Origin of the sequence: Ensifer sp. 22460 (assembly GCF_052044935.1) — a bacterium.
GTDB lineage: Bacteria > Pseudomonadota > Alphaproteobacteria > Rhizobiales > Rhizobiaceae > Ensifer.
On sequence record NZ_JBQENZ010000020.1, the window covers coordinates 93,501 to 114,801 of the forward strand.

A 21,301-nucleotide genomic window follows, 5' to 3' on the forward strand; every position below is an offset into this window, starting at 1 on the left:
CTCAGTCGCCGATGCGCGTCAGCCAGTGGCGCGGCTTGTTGTCGGCGCGAATGGTGACGTCCGTGACGTTCTTGGACATCGCCCAGGCCATCGGCTGCTGGTGCAGCGGGATCATGATGACCTCGTCCTTGGCGAACTTCAGCGCTTCGGTTTCGATCGCCAGACGCTTGTCGTGATCCATCTCGACTGCGGCCTTCTTCACCATGGCGTCGAGTTCCGGATAGGACCAGCCGCCGTAGTTGGCGACGCCGGCGGCACCTTCGCGTGTCGAGAGAACCTGAACCAGGATCGAATAGGCATCGAGCGTCGGCTCGTTGGCCCAGCCGATCATGTAGGCGTCGGACTTGCCGCCGGCGCGCTTCGGCGCCTGAACCGCACGCGGGCCGATGTCGAGGGTCGGCTTGAGACCGACGCGCGACAGCATCGAAACCAGCGCGCTGCAGACGTCTTCCTCGTTGACGCTCTCGTCGTTCATGCAGACGAGCGTGAACTCCTTGCCGACGGCCCCGGCCTCTTCAAGTAGCTTCTTGGAGAGCTCCGGATCGTAAGCGGTCGGCACATCGAGCTCGGCGCTGTAGCCGGGGATCTCAGGCGCGACCATGGTGCCGGCAACATGCGACTTGCCGCGCATCACGCGCTTGAAGATGAGCTGGCGGTCAATCGCATGGTCGATCGCCTGGCGTACCTTGATGTTGTTGAAGAAGTTTTCGCGACCGTCGGCGAAGGTCTCGTGGCGGTTGAAGACCATATGCACGGTGCGCAGGTCGGTGCGCTCGACGACCTTGATATCCGGCGAACTCTTGAGGCGCTCCAGATCCTGTACCGGGGCACCATCGGTGAGGTCGATCTCGCCCGAAAGCAGCGCCGCGACCCGGGTGGCTGCCGAGGTGATCGGCATGAATTCGATGCGGTCGAGATTGTGCTTGGGCGTATCCCACCAGCCATCGTTCTTGATCAGCACGGTCTTGCTGTCGGGAACGCGGGACTCGACCTTGAACGGGCCGGTACCGTTGGTGTTGTAGGTGGCGTAGCCTTCGACCTTGGCGCCGACGTCGGTCGGCAGCTCGGACTTGTTGTCGACCAGCCAGTCCTTGTCGAACATGAAGATGTTGGTCATGTCGTTGAGGAACAGCGGGTTCAGCGTATTCACTTCGATGTCGACCGTGTAGTCGTCGACCTTGGTGGTCGAGACATAGGCGGGGATGTTGCCGCGCAATGGCGAGGTCGGGTGGCTGACGCGGGCCATCGAGGCAACGACGTCGTCGGCGGTGAAATCGGCACCGTTCTGGAACTTCACGCCCTTGCGCAGATGGAAGCGCCAGACCTTGTCCTTCACCATCTCCCAGCTCGTGGCGAGCGCCGGCTCGACCTTGAATTCCGGCGTATAGCGCGTCAGGCCCTCATAGACGTGGTTGAGGAAGGCCAGGTTCGAGGTGCTGCCGTAGGAATAGGGGTCGAGCGAGAAGATATCCCGCGGGCTTCCCCAGCGCAGCGTTTCGGCGGATGCCGAGGATGCGAGGACGGTAAATGCCAACCCCGCGAGGAGATGCTTTCTCAGTTTCATGTCGTTCCCTCTGTTTTCTCGTCAGTCGCCCTATGCCGGCGCTCTCGCCCACTCGTGAGCAAGCCACCCTAGATTTGAAGCTGTTGGCGACAATGTCAACTATTTTGTCGACAATTTTGTATGCATAAATGTTTAAAGTGGCATACGGTGTAGAAAGTGGGGGTCGCTTCCCCGAACAAACAGCTTGAAAGACGGCGGTCGAGCAGCAACTATGAGGCGAATAAAATCCGTCGGACGCCTGAAACGGCACGCCCGCCGGCATCTTTCGATACCGGCGGGCGAACACGATTTGTCAGGTTGCTGATGCTTGGGCGCAGCGGTCAGCGTATGGCCACACCGCCAAATCCGGTGAGGAAAGCCGTCAGGTTGTCGGACAGCGCATCGCAGAGATAGCCGCCCTCCTGCACGATCGCCGTCGGAAGCCCGAGACCCGCGATCGCTTCGCCAATCCGGGCGAAACCGGGCGTGGAAACGGAAAGGCCGCCGAAGGGATCTCCTTCGAAGGCATCGAGACCGAGCGCCACGACTAGCGCATCCGGCGCGTAGGCCAGGATGCGCCGAAAGGCGACGTCGAGTGCTGCCAGGAACTCGGCGTCGCCGGATTTGCGTTCGAGCGGCAGATTGAGGTTGTATCCGAGGCCCGGCCCCTCGCCGCGTTCGTCCGCATGCCCCCAAAAGAAAGGATAAAAGCGCACGGGGTCCGCATGAATCGAAATCGTGAGCACATCGGCACGGTGATAGAAGATGCCTTGGGTGCCGTTGCCGTGGTGCAGATCGATATCGAGGATCACGACACGAGACCCGCTAGTCAGGAGCCGTTGTGCCGCGACCGCGGAATTGTTGACGAAGCAGAAACCGCCGGCAACGTCGGCAAAGGCGTGATGGCCTGGCGGTCGGCAAAGCGCGTAGGCCGCCCGTTCTCCCGCCATCACCGTATCGGCCGCCTCGACAGCGCTCCAGGCGCTCCAGAGCACACTCTCCCAGGTTTCGCCCGAGATCGGACACGCGGTATCGGCCATGTGGTAGCCGGCCTGGCCAACGGCGGACGCCGGGTAGCGACCATTACGCGCCAAGGGATGGATGTTCGGAATGACCTCCCCCGAGGCTTCCGGGATACGTTGCCAGCGCACGTAGATATGTTCGAGGAACTCGAGATACTCCGGCGTGTGCACCGCGGCAATCGGGCCGAGACGGTGAATCCGCGGCCGCAGGATTTCGCAGCCGGCGGCACGGGCACCGGTGAGCAGGCGCTCGACCCGTTCCGGCTGCTCCGGATTGGGCTGCGGCGCTCCGCTCGAGAGAAAGGCCTTCGGATTGTGGCGCTTCTGTTCGGCTGCAAAGAAGGCTTTCATGCTGTCTCCCTTTCCTGCGTCGTCAAACTTTCAGTCCCCGGCCAGAGCCCCGAACGCCTCGCCATACGCGGCATGAGCGCGATCTTTCGTCTGCCAGGTGATGCCGATACGCTCGTAAAGGCGCTGCGCCGGCAAGTTCTCCACGTCGACTTCCAGCCGCAGATAGTCGCCGCCCCGCACCTTCGACCATGTGGCCACTTCGCGAAGCAGGCGCTCGCCGATACAGAGGCCACGGAAACGATCGTCGACATACAGATCCTGCACGAAGACGCCGGGCCTCCCGCGCCAGGTCGAAAAAATCGGGAAGAATAGGCAAAGACCGGCAAGATCTGCACCCGCCTCGGCGATCAGACTGTGGAAGGCGGCGTTCGGACCGAAGCCGAAACGGCGATAGTCATCGACCGTGCAGGTGACCTTGTCCGCCATTTCGAGCCCACGCCCCATAGCCAGGATCGCGTTGTGTATGATGTCGGCATCTCCTGGTTCGCCTGCGCGAATTCGGATATCAGCCGTGGAGTGCTGCATCGTCGTCACTGTTTTCCCTTTCACTGCCAGCAGGCGAAGGTTCAAATCGAACCATGCCCGTGTCGCCGGCCTCAGAATGCCACCTGATCTCCGCCCTTGAGGCCGAGAAGCGCGCGCGCCTCCTTAGGGGTTGCAACCTCCAGTGACAAGGCGTCGAGAACTGCGCGGATGCGATGGACCTGCTCGGCATTGCTTACCGCAAGCGTCCCGCGGCCGTTGTAGAGACTGTCTTCCAGCCCGACGCGAACGTTTCCGCCCATAGCGGCGGCCATGGTGATCATCGGCATTTGATGGCGGCCGGCAGCGAGAACCGAGAAGCTGTAATCGTCGCCGAAGAGCTTGTCGGCGATACGTTTCATGTGAGTCAGGTTCTCAGGATCGGCACCGATGCCCCCGAGCACGCCGAAGACGAACTGGATGAAGAGGTGGCCGGATACCAGGCCACGATCGCGAAAATGCGCCAGCGAATAGAGATGACCGACATCATAACACTCGAACTCGAAGCGTGTGCCGCAGCCCTGGCCAAGCCGCGTGAGGATGAATTCCATGTCGGCGAAGGTGTTCTTGAAGATGGAGCTCCGCGTTGCTTCAAGAAGCTCCGGTTCCCATTCGTGTTTCCACTCCGTCGGCTTGTCGAGCGCCGGAAACAAAGCGAAGTTCATCGACCCCATGTTCAGCGAACACATTTCCGGTTCGGCGCGCAGCGAAGCCGCAAGCCGATCTTCCAGCGCCATCAGCGACGAACCGCCGGTGGAGATGTTTATTACCGCATCGGTCGACTGCTTGATGCGCGGCAGGAACTGCATGAACAGCGCCGGATCGGCCGACGGGCGGCCGTCTTCCGGGTTCCTTGCATGGAGATGCAAGATGGAAGCGCCGGCCTCGGCTGCAGCGATTGCTTCGGAGGCGATCTGGTCGGGGGTAACAGGAAGGTAAGGCGACATGGTCGGCGTATGCACCGATCCCGTCACCGCGCAGGTGATGATCACTCTGCGCGATGTTTTGGACTTCGTCATGTTCAAGCCCTCAGCGGTTGACGGGAAGATTGAGTTCTTCGGCGAGCACTTCGAGTACGTCGCCAAGGATGGCGACGATCTCACCGATCTGCTCACGGGTGATGATCATCGGCGGGCAGACGAGGAAATGGTCGCCCTCCACACCGCCGCGCGTACGCCGTGAATAGATGATCAGGCCGCGCTCATAGGCGAGATCGACCATGCGCTGGTGCGCATTCAACTCCTTCGGCAGCGGCTTCATCGTCTCACGATCGGAGACGAATTCGGCCGCCAGTAGCAGACCCTTGCCGCGCACATCGCCGATGAAGGGGAAGCGATTGGAGAGCGCCACGAGTTCAGCCTTCAAAGCATCGCCCATGGCAGCGGCATTATCGATCAGGCCAAGGCGGTCGATTTCGTCGAGAACGGCGAGACCAGCGGCGCAAGCGAGCGGATTGCCTGCATAGGTGAAGCCGTGCTGGAAGCCGCCGGCATCGAGCACCGGCTGGACGATCCGCGACGGAGCTGCCATGGCGCCGAGCGGGCAATAACCCGAGGCGAAGCCCTTCGAGAGCGCGATCAGATCCGGGCGGCAATTCCAGTGGTCGCCGCCGAGGAATTTTCCGGTGCGGCCAGCACCACTCATGACCTCGTCATGGATCAATAGGATGCCGTACTTGTCGCAGATCTCGCGAATGCGCGGATAGTAGCTGTCGGGTGCCACGAGCGCGCCGGTGGAAGCGCCGCCGATCGGCTCCATGATGAAGGCGAGCACGCTCTGCGGGCCTTCCGCCTGGATCCGCTCCTCCAGCATGTCGGCATATTTGATGCCGCGCTGCTCCATCGTCAGGTTGTCCCGATCGAGATAGGCGGTCGGCGCAGGCACCTTCGGCATTTCGCGCATCATCGGCGAGAAAGGATCGGAGAGCGCCGCATAACCGGTGACAGCCAGCGCCCCGAGCGTGCCGCCATGGTAGGACGGAAAGCGCGAAATCACCTTCCAGCGGTCCTTCTGACCGGTGGCGACGGCCCATTGCCGCGCGAGCTTGAGGCAGGATTCGACTGCTTCCGAGCCACCGGAAACGAAGAAGATCTTGTCCATGCCCTCGGGCAGCTTTTCCGCCGCGCGGCGGGCCAGATCTTCGGCCGGCTCGTTTTCGAAGTGCAGCCGATAGGCGAAGGTGACGCGGTCCATCTGACTCTTCATGGCATCGAGCACATTGCGGTTGCCGTGACCGATATTGACCACCATGGCGCCGCTTGAGCCGTCGATTACCCGGCGTCCGTCCTGGTCCCAGAGATAGATGCCTTCGGCCCGATCGACCAGCGGCCGACGTAGGCGCGACTGGTAGAAGAGATGCGAGGCAGGTCGTTCGTTGGAAGCTGTCGTCTTGAGCATGGCAAATCTCTGTCAGCGAGTGAGATAGTGATTGAGAACATTGGCGGTGACGCGCTCGACCATCGCATCGCCGCGCTTGAGGGCCGCCACCCATTCGCAGCTACCGGCGTGGAACACCTCGCCCTTGCCGCGCGGGAAGTTTACGATCATGCCGCAGCCGCGCTTAACGCGTTCGACGGCCGCAGGGGCAGTGTCGCCGATCAGCGTTTCGGCGACGAATTTTGCGTCGGCATCCGAAAGGAATTGGTCGTCTGCGGGAATGTCGGCGCTTTCTTCCTTCAGCGACGACATACCGAGCGCGAGGATTTCGAGGCCCTCGGGCGCGCCGCTGTCCTCCGTCGGCTCCGGCAGGCCGTTACGGATAATATAGTCGAGGCCATCAACCTCGTAACCAAACGCATGGCCTTCCGAACCGAGGATATCGCCGTAATAGATGCCCGTTCCGGAGAAGGCCCAATGCTCGGGCCGATAGACCGGGAAGCCCCGCGCACCACGCGGGGCGCAACCGCCCCAGCCGACGTAAAGGCCGCGGGTGGCGTTGAGCCCAAATGTCGCCGCCCCAGGCCGGCCGATCTCGGCTGCTTCCCAGGAGCCGCTGGTGCGCGTCGGATCTGCCGAGCGATAGGCTGGGTCTTCGGCCCGTGAGCGGTATTTGTAGCAAACCTGGCGCTTGCCGCCGTCTTCCAGCCGCGTCTGCCACATGAAATTTCCGGCAAAGCGCGCCGCCCGACCGCCACGTTCGACATAGTTGTCGACTGCGTCGCGCATCTCCCAGGTCCAGTATTCGTCGTGGCCGACGAAGACGACGCAATCGTAGCCGTCGAGGATCTCCGGATTGAAGTGCAGTTCGTGCTGGCTGGCGAGATCGACGGCATAGCCCTCGCGTTCCGCCCAGCGGAAGAAGTGGCCGTCATAGCTCGCCCAACCGGACGAGGCGTATTTCTTGGAATAGCCGTTTGCATAGGCCCATTCCATGTGCGGATAGCGCGGAGCAACCGCCATCGGCGCATAGATTTCCAAAGGCACCCGTGGAGCATCCGGTGGCAGCACGACGAAGCCGCGGCAGAACGGACGTTCGATGCTGACGGTCGTCGCATATTGATCGCGGTTGGGGCCGGTGATGCCCTGATAGTGGTTGGACCCGCCCCAGGTATTGTAGGAGGTCCAGGAGCCGGTGGCAGCAACCTGCAACACGCGGCCCGGCTTGCGACCGGCGAGTGGCCGGACGATGAAGAGGTGATGGCAATGGATCGGCGCGCCATCCCTGCCCTCGGCTCTCAGCGTGATGCGATAGGCGCCCGACGGCCAGTCTTCGGCGATCTTGAATTCGAAGCTCGTTTCCCAGCCGCAGCCGATGACTGAACATTGGTCCGGCGTTTCCTGCCAGCGGGCCGCAATGCCGTCGCGCTTGAAAACCGTCGTCTCCGTCGCTCCATCGCGCGTAATTTCGAGCGAGAACCGTGAAGCCGTCGAACTCACTTGTAGCCGCGCGGTGGCACCGGGCGGATAGGCATAGGCGTCGGTGTAGCACCAGATCTCACCGCGCTCACCGTCCATGCCCGGATATTCGTAATAGTGACCGAGCACCGCCTCGCGGCGCTGTTGCGGCGTCAGGCCGAAATCCGGGTAGTGGTTGCTTTTTTCCATCATGGCACCTTCATGCTGCCAGGTATTTCTTGAGGAACGCCCGGGTGCGCTCCTGCGTCGGCTGGCGGAAAATCTCGCTTGGCGCCCCCTGCTCGACGACAACCCCGCCATCCATGAACAGCACCCGATCGGCGACCTCGCCGGCAAAGCGCATTTCGTGGGTGACGATCAGCATGGTCATGTGCTCGGCTGCGAGCTGTTTCATGACGGCGTTCACCTCATCGACCAGTTCCGGGTCGAGCGCCGAGGTGGCCTCGTCGAAGAGCATTACCTTCGGCTGCATGGCGAGCGCCCGGGCGATCGCGACGCGTTGCTTCTGTCCACCGGAAAGCCGCGACGGAAAGGCGTCGACCTTATCCTTGAGCCCCACCTTCGACAAAAGCTCGATGGCGAGTTCACGCGCCGCAGCCTTTCCCATGCCCTTCAGGATGATCGGGCCCATGGTGATGTTCTGTAGCACTGTCAGATGTGGGAACAGATTGAAGTGCTGGAACACCATACCCATCTGCTGGCGCACCGCATTGATGTGCCGTTCGAAGGCTTGGCCTTTCAGGTTCTGGTTGACCTTTACGCCATCGAGCCAGACCTCGCCGCCATTCAGCGTCTCCAGGTGATTGATCGATCTCAAGAGCGTGCTCTTGCCCGACCCGCTCGGGCCGATGATCGCGACAATCTGCCCTCGGGCAACGGAGAGGTCGATGCCCTTCAGGACCTCCAGCGCGCCGTAGTTTTTGCGGGCGCCCTTGACTTCGACCATGGGTTTTAGAGCGGTCATCGGGAGACCTCCACGTTCTTTTCGACCTGGCGCAGACCCGCTTCGAGGACGAGATTGATGATGTAATAGAGGGCGGCAACCGTGATGTAGAATTCGAACGGCCGGAATGTCTCGCTGATCGCGAGCTGCGCTGCGTGCACCAGTTCGGCAATGCCGATGATCGAGACGAGCGAGGATTCCTTCAGGAGCACGATCAGGTTGTTGCCCATGGCTGGAATGGTGTTGCGGATCGCCTGCGGCACGATGAAGTAGCGCAACGTCTGCATCCGGCCAAAGCCAAGGCTGCGGGCCCCCTCCGTTTGCCCGGCATCGACTGCCACGATGCCGGCACGAAGGATATCGGCATTGTAGACGGCGAAGTGCAGGCCAAGGCCGATGATGCCGGCGATCAGTGCCGGTATCTTGAAGCCCAGTTGCCCGAGGCCGTAGTAGATCAGGAACAGCTGCAACAGCAGCGGCGTGCCCATGAACAGCCACATGAAGCCGCGCACCGGAAGGGCGACCGTTTTCGGGGCATAGAGCACGACGAGGGCGAAAACGATGCCGAAGATGAAGCTGATCGCTGCGGCGGAAATGGTCAGAACGACCGTCCACCAGACACCCATCCAGAGGATATCGGCATAGGGTGGAACGACGCTGAAATCGAGACCTTGCATATGGCGCACCTCCCTCAGGCTATGGCGTAGCGTCGATCAAGCAGATCGACGATCCGCGCGACGACATAGACGATGAGCATGTAGAGCACGGCGGCCACGCCGAAGATCTCGAACGGCTTGTAGGTCGAGCCGATGTAGCGCTGGGCGGTGTAGGTGAGTTCGACCACCGAGATCGTCGAGACCAGCGCCGATCCCTTGACGAGCGCCACGGCATTGACGCCGAGCGGGCGGATCATGAGACGCGCGGCTTGCGGCAACACGACCTTGCGCATGGTCTGGAACCGGCTGAAGCCGATCGACCGGGCGGCTTCCGTTTGCCCACGGTCAACCGACAGGATGGCGCCGCGGATGGATTCTGCCATATAGGCGCCGATGTTGAGGCCGAGGCCGATGACGCCGGCGGCGAAGGGCTCCAGATTGATACCGATCTGCGGGCCACCGAAGTAGAGCACGAAAAGCTGGATGAGGCAGGGCGTGCCGCGAAACAGGCTGACATAGGCGGTGCCGAAGGCGCGCAAAGGGAACGAGCGCGACATCTTCGCCGCTGAAATCAGGAACGCAACGACGAGGCCAAGCGCAAGCGCAAGTACCGAGATCTCGATCGTGATCCACGCCGCTTCCACGAAAAACGGGAAGACGCGCTGCACCAGCGAAACGTCCATGGGGAAACTCCGGAAGGCAAACTCATGATCTCCGGCCGCAGCTCATGCGGCGGCCGGAGAGACGGAAGCGTAGGGGATCAGCGGATGTCGCTGCCGACCCATTGCATCGCGATCTTCTCGTAGGAGCCGTCTGCCAGCATGTCCTCGAGTGCCTTCTGCATTGCCGCCTTCAGTTCCGGATTGTTCTTGCGGATGGCGATACCGATCGCGACGCTGCCGCCTTCGATATCAGGCGTTTCGAGACGGCGGACCTTCTCGCCGGTCTCCTTGACGGCAACCATCACCGGGATGTTGTCGACGACGATCGCATCGACGCGGCCGCTCTTCAGTTCCATCAGCAGTTCCGGCAGACCCTTGTAGGTGCGGACATCCCAACCGCCCTGCTCGCGCGCCCATTTCTCATGGGTTTCGCCGAGCGTTACGCCAAGCGTCTTGCCCTTGAGTTCGTCGAGCTTCTGGACACCAGATGCTTCGCTGACGAAGACGGCGCGGCCGGCATGGTAATAGGGGCCGACGAAGTCGACGACCTTCTCCCGCTCCGGGGTAATCGTCATCGAGCCGACGATGGTGTCGTATTTGTTGGCAAGCAGGCCGGCGATGATGCCGTCCCAGGCGGTGGTCACCAGCGTGCCCTTGACGCCGACACGCTCGGCAATTGCCTGACCGATCGAGGCATCAAAGCCGACGACCTGGTTCTCTTCGTTGACGAAATTGAAGGGCGGGTACTGGCCCGACATGGCGATCTTCAGTTCGCCGGCGGACTTGACGTTCTCTAGGTCGTCAGCCCGAGCCGTGACGGCGGAAAAAGTCGCAGCAATGGTGAGCGTCGCGGCCAGCAGGCCGGAGAATAGGGTCTTCATGAAATGTTCCTTGTTCCTCTGGATTGGGGCGCGCCTTCTTGTGCGCTTGGGATTGGCAAGGGGCGCCTTCCGAATTTCATGATTGCTTCTGCTTCAGCATTGCGCAAATAGATAATGGAAATAGAGGGCATAGATTTCAGAAATGATTTCACCGCGATTGGAACGGCTCGTCTGGGAGCTCGACTGGAACCTGCTGCGCACCTTCGTGGTGATTGCCGAGGTGAAAAGCATCACGCGCGCGGCCGAGCGGCTGAACCTCAAGCAACCGAGCGTCAGCAACGCGCTCCGGCGGCTGGAAGACCGTGTTGGTCGCCGCCTCGTCGAGCGCGATGCGACCCGCTTCGATCTCACCGAAGTTGGACAACTGCTCTATGAGCAGAGCGTCGAGGTCTTCGGCACGATCTCGCAGCTACCGCAGCTCGTGCGCGGCGTCAGTGACGACGTCACCGGCCACGTGACGATCGCGGTTGCAAGCCATGTGGTGTCTCCGATCTTCGATCGGGCGCTGATGGAGTTTCACCGCAGCTACCCGCGGGCGACGCTGACGATCAACGTCGGGCCGAGCGGCGAGGTCACGCGCCAGGTGCGGGAGAAGCGTGCCTCCTTCGGTCTTTGTCTTGTCAGTGTCCGGGATCCGGCGCTCGATTATCTGATGGTCTTCCGGGAGTTTTTCGGCTTTTTCTGCGGCCCGCACCACCGGCTGTTCGGTCGGGACGGATTGAAACTTGCCGACCTCAAGGGCGAGACGTCGGTTTCCTTCCATACCGACCATATCGCCGACGCGCTTCGGCCTGTGGCGCTGCTTCGCAGCGAAGCCAAGCTAAACGCCAATGTCGTCGGGGTTTCGTCAAGTCTCGAAGAGGTGCGCCGGATGACGCTCGCCGGTCTCGGCGTCGGCTCGCTACCGCTGCATGTCGCCCGCCGCGATGTGGCGGACGGGCTTCTGTGGCGCCTGCCGCCCTACGACAATCCGCCCGCCATCGACATCTTCATGCTGACGAACCCGGAGAAAGCGATCAACCGGGCCGAGAAGGCGCTGATCGCCGGTTTGCAGACGCTGATCGCAGAAACGCCGGTTGAAGAACGCGTCTATGCCGATTGATCTGCGCGTGCAGGCTCGTTGCTCGACAGGAGCGCCTCGGCGCGCGCCCGCGCGTCTGGCTCCAACGCAATGGCCGCGCGTGCCTCAAGATCGAAACGTACGGTCGTGGTCCTGTTGACCGCATGCACGATGCCGTCGAGCGTACCGGACATGATCTGCTCGAAGGTGACCGACGAGCGGCCAAGCTTGATGACGCACGACCGGATGGAGATCAGCGCGCCAGCCTTGGTTTCGTGTTTGTATTCGACCTCGGAGCGCACGTCTGCCCACCCCCTGCCCGATTCCGTCTCCACGCCGGCGATGTGGCCGAGAAGCTGGAAGCTCGCATCGTCGAACATTGCGGCGTAGTGGCGCACATTCATGTGTCCCATCGTGTCGCACATCCAGGGGTGAGCGACGCCGACATAGGTTGTCAAAGCTTGGATGGACATGGTGCCTCGATCGTTGCGTAGGATGGGTTGCCAGACATAGCGGACGCCCGGCGCCTCTGTCCATGGTGATCCGGAACAACGTCACATCGGAGGCCGCGCCTATATCGGTTTGGCAAAAGATGAGAAAAATCCGTGGGTAAGCGCGCTTGTTTTGGTCGGCAGCTAGGCGCGGCTGCGTTGCACTCCTAGATTGGCCGTTTCAGACGTGAGGAGAAATGAGCGTGAAAGTCTATCTCGCTGGCCCGGAAGTTTTTCTGTCCAATGCGGTCGAGATCCAGAAGGAGAAGGCGGCTCTGGCGCGTAGGGCCGGCTTCACGCCGCTGGTGCCAGGCGATCTCGAAATCCCTCCGGCCCCCACCAAACATGAACGTGGCCTTGCAATCTATGCGGTCGACGAGGGCATGATGCTCGCCTCGGATATGATCATCGCCAACCTGACGCCGTTTCGCGGCATCAGTGCCGATGTCGGCACGGTGTTCGAACTCGGCTTCATGTGCGGCCGTGGCAAGCACGTCTATGCCTATACCAACACCTCGCGCAGCTACTACGAACGTATCCTGAATGATTATTACAGAGGCCAAGCTGCACTGCGCCCCGACGGACGCATGGCAGGCGCCGACGGCCTCAGCATCGAAGATTTCGACATGGCCGACAACCTGATGCTGGATGGTGGCATCGTTCGCCGCGAGGGCGCGCTGATCAAACGCGAAGTGCCTGAGGCCGATCGCTTTACCGACCTCGAGGCTTTCAAGGAATGCCTGGCCATCGCCGCAAAGCGGCACCTGGCGTAGAGTTGCGGTTGGTCCTGTCGTCCGGCGAGGGCCTGCCGAATTCGAAGAAATCATCGACCGTGACGGCCCGATCGCCGAAACTTATATCTCTGATATCGTTGCGGCCGGCCGCTCTATCGACGCAAGTTGCACGTCCGAAGCAGTTCTCGCTTCTTTGAAGGATGCGATCGCGACGAATGGTGCCAATTTCTTTGCTTGACCTGAAACCGGACTCGATTGCCACAAGCGCCGCTCAGCCGCATCGATCGATTGGCCGCGCCGAGCCAACCTCCTATAGAGTTTACCGATCGGGAAATTATCTGCGGAAGACATCATGCGGCCGCGTTAATTTTCCCGTTCGGGAAAATTAATCTCGACAGAGCACCCAATATGCTGATACTTTCCCGAGCGGGAAAATAACGATGGCAAAACGGGTCAAAACTCCATCTGATATCGGCGCCCTGGTCCGAAGCGCACGCAAGGAGCAAAACTTGCGGCAGGACGAACTCGCCGGCGTTGCTGGCGTCGGGCTCCGGTTCATTGTCGATCTCGAGGCCGGCAAGCCGACAGCACAGATAGGAAAAGTGTTGCAGGTTCTGCAAACGCTCGGCTGTTCGGTCGATATTCTGGTTCCTGGTGAACGCAGACAATGATGAAAAGGGTTCTCAACGTCTGGTGGGATGGTCGAATTGTCGGGCAATTCTCCCAGGATCGGAACGGCGATATCGGTTTCGCCTACGCTGAAGCTTGGCTTGATGATGAAAGCACACTTCCGCTTTCAGCCTCCCTCCCGAAGCGCCCGCAGCGTTTTTCCCGTCGTGAATGCAGACCATTTTTTGGCGGCCTACTGCCCGAAGAAAGCCAGCGCTTGGTTGCAGCGCAAGCATTGGGCGTCTCACCTGCAAATGATTTCGCGCTACTCGATCGCTTGGGCGGCGATGTTGCCGGCGCTCTTCAATTCTTGCCGGAAGATCAGGAACCCATAGAGACAGGACCGATTGCGGACCTGCAGCCGACGCCACTTGACGACGCAGGAATCGTTCGCGTGCTCGACGCACTTCCTTTGCGGCCGCTACTGGCCGGCGAGGAAGGCTTGAGACTATCGTTGGCGGGCGCGCAATCGAAAGTGCCAGTTGTTCTGGTTGACGGGCAGATCGCGCTTCCGCTTCCCGGCCAGGCGACCACACACATACTTAAGCCGCCGATCGCGCGCTTCCCAGGGACGACCGAAAACGAAGCCTTCGTTATGAAGCTCGGCGCCACGATCGGCCTAGACGTCGCCCCCGTCGAGCCGAGGTCTGCGGAAGGGCGCTCGTTTCTTCTGGTCGAAAGATATGACCGTGTCCGCGATGCCAGCGGCGTCGTGCGACGCATACACCAGGAAGATTTTTGCCAAGCGCTAAGCGTGCCTCCTGAAACGAAGTATGCCAGCGAAGGCGGACCGACATTCAAGGATTGCTTTGAGCTATTGCGGCGAGTATCGGCGCGGCCCGCTACAGATGTATTGAAGCTGCTGGACGCCGCGATCTTTAACCTTATCGTCGGGAATGCCGACGCACACGGCAAGAATTTCTCATTCCTCTACGATGAGCAGGGACCTGGAATGGCTCCGTTGTACGACCTGCTTTCAACCGTTGCCTATCCAGACCTTTCACCAAAAATGGCCATGAGGATCGGAAAGCGTGCCACTCTCGCCGAGATGGACGCCGACGGTTGGCAGGCTTTTGCAAAGGAAGCCGGAGTTGGTTTCCGTTTGGTACGCCGCCGGATTACAGACTTGGTCGACTCCACCGCTGAAGCGGTAGCGAGAGTATTGGAAGACATCTCACACCTCCGCATCGATTCCGCTACGATAAATCACTTTGCGGACTTGATCGCGGGCCGCGCCAAACTCGTCAGGTTGTCGATTTAGCCGAACTGCGGAGTGCAATCCTAAAAGGCTTTGTTTCACCACCACCACCACCACGAATTCCGCGATCAGATTAGCTGCTTGTCACATCCAACGCTGCGGCAACGCATCCCCGCCCTGTATCTGCACCGTCCGCCCTGCCGGCCCAGCGTTGATAGATCAGCCGCTGTCTTCCACGTAGGGATCGGGCACAAAAAATAAGCCACGGCTTTCCGGACGCCAGATCGGGATGCAGTGGCTCGTTTTCAGGTGTGCCACTTTCGTCGCGGACCCGGTCGATTTCGCGAAGCACGCGCGCGGCGGAGTCGCGAAACTGCCGTCCCGCCGTCATCGCTAAGAGCTTTCGCCGAAGTTCAGGTCAAACGCACCCCGCGAGTGTTCAAAGGGCAGCGAAAGTCCTAATCGGAGGCGCAGGGCCAGCCTGTCGGCGTGCTCAGACCTGCCGGCAATTTGGTCGAACTGTCGCCGCAAGTCATATCCACCTGCTCCTGTTCCAGTCCTGTTGCCTCGGACAAGTTGACGCCCTCGATCCGCGTCAGAAACATGAAAGCACCATTGAAGTCGATCGGCCCGGTGAAGCTCGTATTGGTGAAATCGGCACGGGAAAGATTGGCGTGCGAGAAGCGGGTCCCCGTCAGTTCCGCCTTATCGAAATTGGCGCGTCCGAGTTCGGCCTTCTCAAAGCTGGTGCCTGTCAACTGCGCGCCGCTAAAGTTGGCGCGCTGCAGTTCGGAATTGACGAAGGAAGCCTTCTCGGCCGAGACGCCTGCAAAGTTGCAGCGATAGGCCTCTATTTTTGCGAAATTCGCACCATTTGCAGTGGCTCCCGCCACGGATGAACGCACGAGCGTTGCCTTCTCTAGGTTGGCGTCCGTTAAGTTCGCGCCGCGCAGATCCGTCAACGTGAAATCAGTGTTGACCAGATTGGCACCCTGAAGATCGCTGCCGCCAAGCATGAGCGCTTTCTTGTTGCAGTCGGTCCAATCCGCGCCGGGTGCCGCCGAGTCCTTGCAACTCGCGGCGTGGCCGACCGCCGGCGCCGCCAGGGCGACAAGGCCAGCCGTGATTGCCGGCGCCAGCAATTTTTTCACCGTGCGAGCCATCCCGTTCAGCGCTTTCCGGCGCAGCACCGTGGACTGGCGCATCGCGCCGCACCCGTGGTCGAGATCGGTTTTGAGGATAGTCATGGCGCCGCTCCGGGACCCGCGGGGTCGAATGGTTTGCATTTCAGATGGCATACACATCCTTTGGATGATCGGCATCACCGGTTGTGCGTGCTTCGCTGGTAAACGTATGACGTTGTTGCCCTTTATGCAAATAACAGAATTGAAAACGCTTCGTTTCAGATAGCGGCTTCCAACAGCCAGTCACGCAGTTTGGCGTGGGGGCTCTCCTCGATAATGGCTGCTGGTGCGAGCAGTTGGTAGACCGTTCCGTCCTCGATAAATCCCGCGGGTGCGGCGAGAATGCCGCTATCGATGTCATCACGTACAAGTTGCCAAGGACCGATCGCGACACCGATTCCGGCGACCGCGGCCTGAAGGCTTATGTAGAAATGCTCGAAACTCTGTGAGCGCCGCCCGAGCGTGCGGCAATCGGCGAGCCTTGCCCAGGTTTCCCACGCGTCCGGGCGGCTACGCGACTGGAGGAGTACCGCATCGGCGCGCAGTTCCGGCAGGCGGTGTGCGTCAGGCGGGTCAAAAAAAGATGCAACCTTGTCGACACGGCAGATCGGGCCGGTGCGTTCACGAAACAGCGGGGTCGCATGGACCGCGCCCGTCTGCAGGAAATCGTTTCGCCGGATAGCGAGATCTATGCCGCGCCCCAGTGTTACCGGACCGCCCCCGGCAACGAGATGGACAGGGACATCCGGGTGCCGCCCTTGAAAATCCGGCAATCGCGGGATGAGCCAGCGCATCAGAAGCGTCGGCTCGCAGGAAACTACGAGGGCAGGCCCCCTCGCCTCTTCCCTGATCTCCCGGACAGCCGCCTCGACGAGAGCAAAACCCTCGCGCACGGCGGTCGCGAGCTTGCGGCCGGCGTCCGTCAGGAAGACGCGTCGGCTCCGCCTTTCAAACAGCGCCACGTCCAACTCGTCCTCCACGAGACGGACTGCCCGACTGATCGCGCCATGGGTTAGATGCAACGCCTCCGCAGCGCGGCTGAAGCTTTCGAGCCTCGCCGCCGCCTCGAAGCAGCGAAGCGCTGCCATGGGTGGCAGGCGAACGGCGTTAATCTGTGAGCTAGGCTCACCAATATCGTCAGGATTCATCGTTAGTCGCCGCGCCCTTTGTCGCCTATTGCTTCTGCAACATCGGCGGAACGAGCGAGAAACGCAATGACGGAACTGTTAGCCGTAGTCACCATTACGATCTTGGCTGTCATTAGCCCCGGCCCCGATTTCGCGATGGTCACACGCAACAGTCTTTTGCTGTCCCGACGGGCCGGCGTTTTAACAGCGCTCGGCATCGGCGCAGGTGTCTGCGTTCATGTCGCCTATACCATCCTGGGTGTCGGGCTTCTAATCCGGCAATCGATCCTTCTCTTCAGCATCCTGAAGCTTGGTGGGGCCGCCTACCTGATCTGGCTTGGGTTCAAGATGTTGCGCGCCAAGCCTGCTGGCTTACTGGAAAAGCTCGACGTTCCGGCGCTTTCCGATCTCGGTACCCTGCGCACTGGGTTTTTCACCAATGCGCTCAATCCGAAAACGACGGTCTTTATCGTCAGCCTCTTCATGCAGGTCGTCGAGCCAACGACCCCGGCGCTCACGCAGATCGGCTATGGCGGCTTCATCGCAGCCGCCCATATCGTCTGGTTCGCCTTGGTGGCCTTGTTCTTTTCCTCCGGTGTCGTGCGTATTCGCCTCCTTCGACTGCGGCATTGGATCGATCGCGTCTTCGGCGCCTTGCTGGTGGGTTTCGGCCTTCTGCTGGCCACGACGAGTGTCACCAGACCCTAGCGGCGCCGGAGCTTTGACAGGCGCCTATCTCCTGTCATTGATCAGCCATATGCCTTGCCTGGAACGCAGAAACATGCAATATCCATACAATTATCACGGCTGGATATTGTAACGATGAACGACGCCCGCTTGCAGATTTCGTGGAGCCCCACCATTCGCAAGGCTGATGGACCTCTCTATCTCGCGATCGCGGATGCGATTGCCGCGGACATCACCGACGGGCGGCTTGCGGACGGGATGCGACTGCCGCCGCAGCGTGTGCTGGCACAAGCGCTGGGGATCGACTTCACCACCGTTAGCCGTGCTTACAACGAAGCGAGGCACCGTGGCCACGTGGAAGGCCGCGTCGGCCAGGGCACCTATGTTAAGGCACGGCGGGCCAATGTCGCCCGTCCGGCGACCGGTGGCATTGTCGACATGAGCATGAATCTGCCACCGTTGTTTGACGATCACGCGCTTTCTGCGCGGCTCTGGGATGACATGGCAGCACTTCAGGCTGAGCACGGGCTCGACCTTCTGATGCGCTATCAGGCGCCCGCCGGCACACTGCACAACAGAGCCGCCGGCGCCGCCTGGCTGAGACCGCGCCTCGGCGAGGTGCCAGTCGGGCGCATGCTGGTCTGCCCTGGCGCGCAAGGCGCGCTGCTTGCCGCGCTCAGCAGTTTGGCCAAGGCAGGCGACACCATATGCGCCGAGGCGATTGCTTACCCGGGTCTTCGAGCACTCGCCGCACATCTCGGCATCACGCTGCTGGGGGTCGCTATCGACGAGAAAGGCCTTATTCCGGAAGCCTTTGAGGAGCTTTGCTCGACGCATACATTAAAGGCCCTTTATTGCAATCCGACGCTTCACAACCCGACGACCGCCACGCTCTCGCTGGAGCGCCGCGAAGCGATCGTCGCCGTCGCCAGACGACATGGCGTGGCGATCATTGAAGATGACGCTTATGGCGCCCTCCCGGTGGCACCGCCGCCCGCGCTTGCTGCGCTGGCGCCGGATCTCGTCTATTATATCGGGGGTCTGGCGAAATGCCTCTCGCCGGCGCTCCGCATCGCCTATCTCGTCGTACCGGATTGCCGCAGTTCGGTCCGGATCGAGGGCGCCATCCGGGCAACCGCCGGTCTGGCTTCGCCCCTCACAGCCGCTATCGCGACCCGCTGGATCGAGGACGGAACGGCCGATGCCGTTCTGGGCGCGATCCGCACCGAAACAGCCGCTCGGCAAAAAGTAGCCGCAAACGTCCTTCCCAAAGGTACGGCCGTCAGCGACCCTCATGCCTTTCATGTCTGGTTGCGCCTGCCGCGGCCGTGGACCCGCGGCGAGTTCAGCGGTCGGCTGCAGGCGGCAGGCATCGCGGTCGTTCCGAGTGACGCCTTTGCCGTCGGCCCGGCCCCGGAAGCCGTACGCCTGGGGCTGGGCGCGGCAGCCACACAAGAAGAATTGCGCCGCAGCCTGTTGACCATCGCTGACCTCCTCGGCCAATCCCCCGCGGCATCCAGCCTCGTGGTCTAAGGGAAACGGTGCTGCTGGCGGGCGAAATTGTCGCAGCAATGTATGCATACAATAATTTGACAATGTATGCTTTCGGGCGCTTAATCCTCCGGACCTGAGGCGGCGCCTAGGAATGGCTGGCCGCATACCAGGCAACATCGGCGAACATCAGGATGCGCCGGACGAGACGCCTGAAAGGAACGACTATGTCTTCGGATCACGATTGGCCACCCATCCCACCCATGCAGACCGGTCTGCGCGGCCGTTGCCCGCGCTGCGGACAAGGACACCTCTTCCAAGGGTTCCTGAAGATGCGCAAGGAGTGCGAAGTCTGCGGTCTAGACTATTCCTTCGCAGACCCAGCCGACGGCCCCGCTTTCTTCGTCATCTGTTTTGCCTGTGTGCCAAGCGTGCTTCTTGGCGTCTGGCTCGAGGTTCAGTATAGCGCGCCGCTCTGGGTGCATCTGCTGGTCACCGGCCCGTTCATGCTTTTGACATGTATTCCACCGCTTCGACCCTTGAAGGGATGGCTCGTCTCAAGCCAGTTCTTCTACAAGGCCGAGGAGGGCAAGGTCGTTAGGCGCAGTGCGGACCCTCCGGTTGCGACAACGCAGTAGGCCGCCCGGACCGCGCCTCACTGCGAGAAAATGGCTACCGGTGGCCGATAGTGCGGCGACCGTCTTCATGTGGCGGCGCGCCTTATCAGGCGGCAGATCCCGTCCACCCGCATCCGCCAGGAGAGCCCAAGGTCTGGCGGCCCGTATACCGGTTCCGTACAACTAGGAAGACCTGACGGCTACGACCGACCGCGACTACGTTTCGGGCTTCGTCCGCCTGCAGCGTAACTTCTAATCCGACATCGGATGAAAAGGCCCGCAACCTCTATCGAGGGTGCGGGCTTTCTTATTGCAAGCGAAATACGTTAGCCGCCGAATCCGGCGCTGATCAATTGGCTGGGGTTGGTTCGCCGAGCGAAAGCATCAGACGGTTCGCCCAGTTGAAGAAGGCGGCGCCGTGGATCACATCGGCGATCTCCAACTCATCAAGGCCGGCCGCAGCCAGTCGTGCGACATGGTCATCGCCGAAGGCGGGCGGTGTCGCAGTCAGCGCGACTGAGGCGGCAACGATCGCATTCCATCGCTCGCCAAGGTCGGCGCCGATCCCCTCATCCAACAGCTTTTGCACATCGTCGCCTCGTTTCGAATGATGAGACGCGAAGCGCGAATGGACCGACGCGCAGAAGATGCAGCCGTTTGACCGTGAGGCGGCCGTGGCCGCGAGTTCGCGCTCCGCGCGTGGCAAGCCCGTTCGGGTATTGTAAAAGATGTCCTTGTCCGTCTTCGTACGTGCCTCCAGTACCTCCGGATCGCGTACCAGCAGACGAAAGTAGGGAGACTTTGCGCGCGCTGCCTCGACAAGCCCGCGGAAATGTCGATCGGTCAGATCGTCCTCGGCCAAGGGCTGGAGCCACGGCGTCCAGCCGATCTCGGCTTGAGTGAAGGTTACGGGAGGATTTTCTACGCCCGGTATGATGGCAAGTTCAGTCATTGTCGCGGTTCCTCTCGATGTCTTATGCGGCAGCACGCTTCGATGCGGCGGAAAGCAGGCTGAGCCCGGCGATCACCCGGATCTGGAACGCGACAAACGAGACGAGTTGCGACAGCGTGACGATGCCATCGGTCGTCCAGCCGGCGTCGAGCAGCGCCTGCAACGCTTGCGGACTGGCCTCGCGTGGGCGGAAGACGAGCAGATGGGCATGTTCCAGCGCCGCTGAGAGCTTTTCGCCGAGCACTTCGCGGTTTGGGTCCGAGACGCGATAAAGCAGACCTGCCTTGTTCTCGACGCGCAACGGCCCCTTGGGGTAATCGCCGTAGGGACCCGTCGCCTGCCCCGCCCCAATCTCCGCCTTCAACACCTCGACAAGCCACCGGTCCGTACCGCTTTCCTCCAGGGGGTTGACGTAGAATTCATAGATATCCGGCTGACGGTGAAGTCCGGCGATGAAGCTCGCAATTGTCTGCCGCTCCTCCAGGGAGACTTCGCCGGGTGCCTTGGGTCGAAAAAGCGCGAGATAGCTTTGCTGCGCCTGTTCTCGCGTTTCCGGTCGTTGGGCGCGTATGCGGTCGAGGCTCGATCCCGGGGTGATGCCGGCGAGCAGATCGATGATGTCTGGCGACGCTTGGGTCATGGCTTTGTCTCCTCTA

Annotated in this window: 23 protein-coding genes; 7 read left to right on the forward strand and 16 right to left on the reverse strand. The window is 61.2% G+C overall.

All coding sequences use genetic code 11. From position 1 onward, the window contains the following. Position 1: 1 nt before the first annotated feature. The 10 genes from ACTJKM_RS23180 to ACTJKM_RS23225 form a co-directional block, all read right to left on the reverse strand. The gene (locus tag ACTJKM_RS23180) at positions 2 to 1,564 is read right to left on the reverse strand and encodes an ABC transporter substrate-binding protein (protein ID WP_058326947.1); all 1,563 of its coding nucleotides are present in this window, start codon (positions 1,562 to 1,564) and stop codon (positions 2 to 4) included. A gap of 320 nt (positions 1,565 to 1,884) precedes the next feature. Beyond that, on the reverse strand, positions 1,885 to 2,916 hold the full coding sequence (locus ACTJKM_RS23185; protein WP_440661034.1) for a histone deacetylase family protein: 1,032 nt from the start codon (positions 2,914 to 2,916) through the stop codon (positions 1,885 to 1,887). A 30-nt stretch (positions 2,917 to 2,946) separates the two neighbouring features. Continuing rightward, the gene (locus tag ACTJKM_RS23190) at positions 2,947 to 3,441 is read right to left on the reverse strand and encodes an N-acetyltransferase family protein (protein ID WP_440661097.1); all 495 of its coding nucleotides are present in this window, start codon (positions 3,439 to 3,441) and stop codon (positions 2,947 to 2,949) included. 71 nt (positions 3,442 to 3,512) lie between these two features. Then, positions 3,513 to 4,457, reverse strand: coding sequence for a 3-keto-5-aminohexanoate cleavage protein (locus tag ACTJKM_RS23195; RefSeq protein WP_440661035.1), 945 nt, complete (start codon positions 4,455 to 4,457; stop codon positions 3,513 to 3,515). A 10-nt stretch (positions 4,458 to 4,467) separates the two neighbouring features. Next, a complete protein-coding gene (locus tag ACTJKM_RS23200) occupies positions 4,468 to 5,835 on the reverse strand; it encodes an aminotransferase family protein (protein ID WP_440661037.1) in 1,368 nt (455 codons plus the stop codon). 12 nt (positions 5,836 to 5,847) lie between these two features. Beyond that, positions 5,848 to 7,485 carry a N,N-dimethylformamidase beta subunit family domain-containing protein gene (locus tag ACTJKM_RS23205; RefSeq protein ID WP_440661039.1) on the reverse strand — a complete coding sequence of 546 codons (1,638 nt, stop codon included), beginning with the start codon at positions 7,483 to 7,485 and terminating at the stop codon, positions 5,848 to 5,850. A 7-nt stretch (positions 7,486 to 7,492) separates the two neighbouring features. After that, complete coding sequence (locus tag ACTJKM_RS23210) at positions 7,493 to 8,257, reverse strand: amino acid ABC transporter ATP-binding protein (RefSeq protein WP_058320917.1); 765 nt, start codon at positions 8,255 to 8,257, stop codon at positions 7,493 to 7,495. Further along, entirely contained in the window at positions 8,254 to 8,913 is a 660-nt protein-coding gene (locus ACTJKM_RS23215; RefSeq protein ID WP_065375936.1) for an amino acid ABC transporter permease, read from the reverse strand. Before ACTJKM_RS23215 ends, ACTJKM_RS23210 begins: the two co-directional genes overlap by 4 nt. Positions 8,914 to 8,927: 14 nt before the next feature. Then, positions 8,928 to 9,575 (reverse strand): amino acid ABC transporter permease, encoded by a 648-nt coding sequence (locus ACTJKM_RS23220; RefSeq protein ID WP_058326939.1) that lies wholly within the window; start codon positions 9,573 to 9,575, stop codon positions 8,928 to 8,930. 77 nt (positions 9,576 to 9,652) lie between these two features. Further along, positions 9,653 to 10,435, reverse strand: coding sequence for an ABC transporter substrate-binding protein (locus ACTJKM_RS23225; protein WP_058326938.1), 783 nt, complete (start codon positions 10,433 to 10,435; stop codon positions 9,653 to 9,655). Positions 10,436 to 10,577: 142 nt separating this feature from the next. Here ACTJKM_RS23225 and ACTJKM_RS23230 point away from each other — a divergent pair, with 142 nt between their 5' ends. Continuing rightward, positions 10,578 to 11,537 carry a LysR family transcriptional regulator gene (locus ACTJKM_RS23230; protein WP_440661041.1) on the forward strand — a complete coding sequence of 320 codons (960 nt, stop codon included), beginning with the start codon at positions 10,578 to 10,580 and terminating at the stop codon, positions 11,535 to 11,537. Here the strand turns inward: ACTJKM_RS23230 and ACTJKM_RS23235 are convergent. Beyond that, positions 11,525 to 11,968, reverse strand: a complete 444-nt coding sequence (locus tag ACTJKM_RS23235) for an acyl-CoA thioesterase (protein ID WP_112994944.1) — start codon at positions 11,966 to 11,968, stop codon at positions 11,525 to 11,527. The two genes, ACTJKM_RS23230 and ACTJKM_RS23235, sit on opposite strands and share 13 nt — an antisense overlap. A 215-nt stretch (positions 11,969 to 12,183) precedes the next feature. Between ACTJKM_RS23235 and ACTJKM_RS23240 the strand changes: the two genes are divergently transcribed. The 3 genes from ACTJKM_RS23240 (at position 12,184) to ACTJKM_RS23250 (ending at position 14,650) form a co-directional block, all read left to right on the forward strand. After that, the gene (locus ACTJKM_RS23240; RefSeq protein ID WP_440661043.1) at positions 12,184 to 12,759 is read left to right on the forward strand and encodes a nucleoside 2-deoxyribosyltransferase; all 576 of its coding nucleotides are present in this window, start codon (positions 12,184 to 12,186) and stop codon (positions 12,757 to 12,759) included. A gap of 401 nt (positions 12,760 to 13,160) precedes the next feature. After that, positions 13,161 to 13,391, forward strand: a complete 231-nt coding sequence (locus ACTJKM_RS23245) for a helix-turn-helix transcriptional regulator (RefSeq protein WP_057249517.1) — start codon at positions 13,161 to 13,163, stop codon at positions 13,389 to 13,391. Continuing rightward, complete coding sequence (locus tag ACTJKM_RS23250) at positions 13,388 to 14,650, forward strand: type II toxin-antitoxin system HipA family toxin (protein ID WP_440661045.1); 1,263 nt, start codon at positions 13,388 to 13,390, stop codon at positions 14,648 to 14,650. The genes ACTJKM_RS23245 and ACTJKM_RS23250 overlap by 4 nt, the downstream gene beginning before the upstream one ends. A gap of 70 nt (positions 14,651 to 14,720) precedes the next feature. Here the strand turns inward: ACTJKM_RS23250 and ACTJKM_RS23255 are convergent, their stop codons facing one another. The 3 genes from ACTJKM_RS23255 to ACTJKM_RS23265 form a co-directional block, all read right to left on the reverse strand. Beyond that, a complete protein-coding gene (locus ACTJKM_RS23255) occupies positions 14,721 to 14,978 on the reverse strand; it encodes a hypothetical protein (protein ID WP_440661047.1) in 258 nt (85 codons plus the stop codon). A 67-nt stretch (positions 14,979 to 15,045) separates the two neighbouring features. Continuing rightward, the gene (locus ACTJKM_RS23260; RefSeq protein WP_440636416.1) at positions 15,046 to 15,750 is read right to left on the reverse strand and encodes a pentapeptide repeat-containing protein; all 705 of its coding nucleotides are present in this window, start codon (positions 15,748 to 15,750) and stop codon (positions 15,046 to 15,048) included. Positions 15,751 to 15,989: 239 nt separating this feature from the next. Then, positions 15,990 to 16,859 carry a LysR family transcriptional regulator gene (locus tag ACTJKM_RS23265; RefSeq protein WP_440661048.1) on the reverse strand — a complete coding sequence of 290 codons (870 nt, stop codon included), beginning with the start codon at positions 16,857 to 16,859 and terminating at the stop codon, positions 15,990 to 15,992. A gap of 126 nt (positions 16,860 to 16,985) precedes the next feature. Between ACTJKM_RS23265 and ACTJKM_RS23270 the strand changes: the two genes are divergently transcribed. The 3 genes from ACTJKM_RS23270 to ACTJKM_RS23280 all read left to right on the forward strand — a co-directional run bounded on the left by ACTJKM_RS23270 (position 16,986) and on the right by ACTJKM_RS23280 (position 19,714). Then, complete coding sequence (locus ACTJKM_RS23270; protein WP_440636207.1) at positions 16,986 to 17,606, forward strand: LysE family translocator; 621 nt, start codon at positions 16,986 to 16,988, stop codon at positions 17,604 to 17,606. A 114-nt stretch (positions 17,607 to 17,720) separates the two neighbouring features. Further along, positions 17,721 to 19,118 (forward strand): PLP-dependent aminotransferase family protein, encoded by a 1,398-nt coding sequence (locus ACTJKM_RS23275; protein ID WP_440661049.1) that lies wholly within the window; start codon positions 17,721 to 17,723, stop codon positions 19,116 to 19,118. Between the two features lie 185 nt (positions 19,119 to 19,303). Then, complete coding sequence (locus tag ACTJKM_RS23280) at positions 19,304 to 19,714, forward strand: DUF983 domain-containing protein (RefSeq protein WP_058326927.1); 411 nt, start codon at positions 19,304 to 19,306, stop codon at positions 19,712 to 19,714. 328 nt (positions 19,715 to 20,042) lie between these two features. Here ACTJKM_RS23280 and ACTJKM_RS23285 read toward each other — a convergent pair whose 3' ends face one another. Together ACTJKM_RS23285 and ACTJKM_RS23290 are read right to left on the reverse strand one after the other, a co-directional pair. Then, positions 20,043 to 20,645 (reverse strand): alkylhydroperoxidase domain protein, encoded by a 603-nt coding sequence (locus ACTJKM_RS23285; RefSeq protein ID WP_058326925.1) that lies wholly within the window; start codon positions 20,643 to 20,645, stop codon positions 20,043 to 20,045. Between the two features lie 22 nt (positions 20,646 to 20,667). Continuing rightward, entirely contained in the window at positions 20,668 to 21,285 is a 618-nt protein-coding gene (locus tag ACTJKM_RS23290; protein ID WP_440661051.1) for a CMD domain protein, read from the reverse strand. Positions 21,286 to 21,301 lie beyond the last annotated feature (16 nt).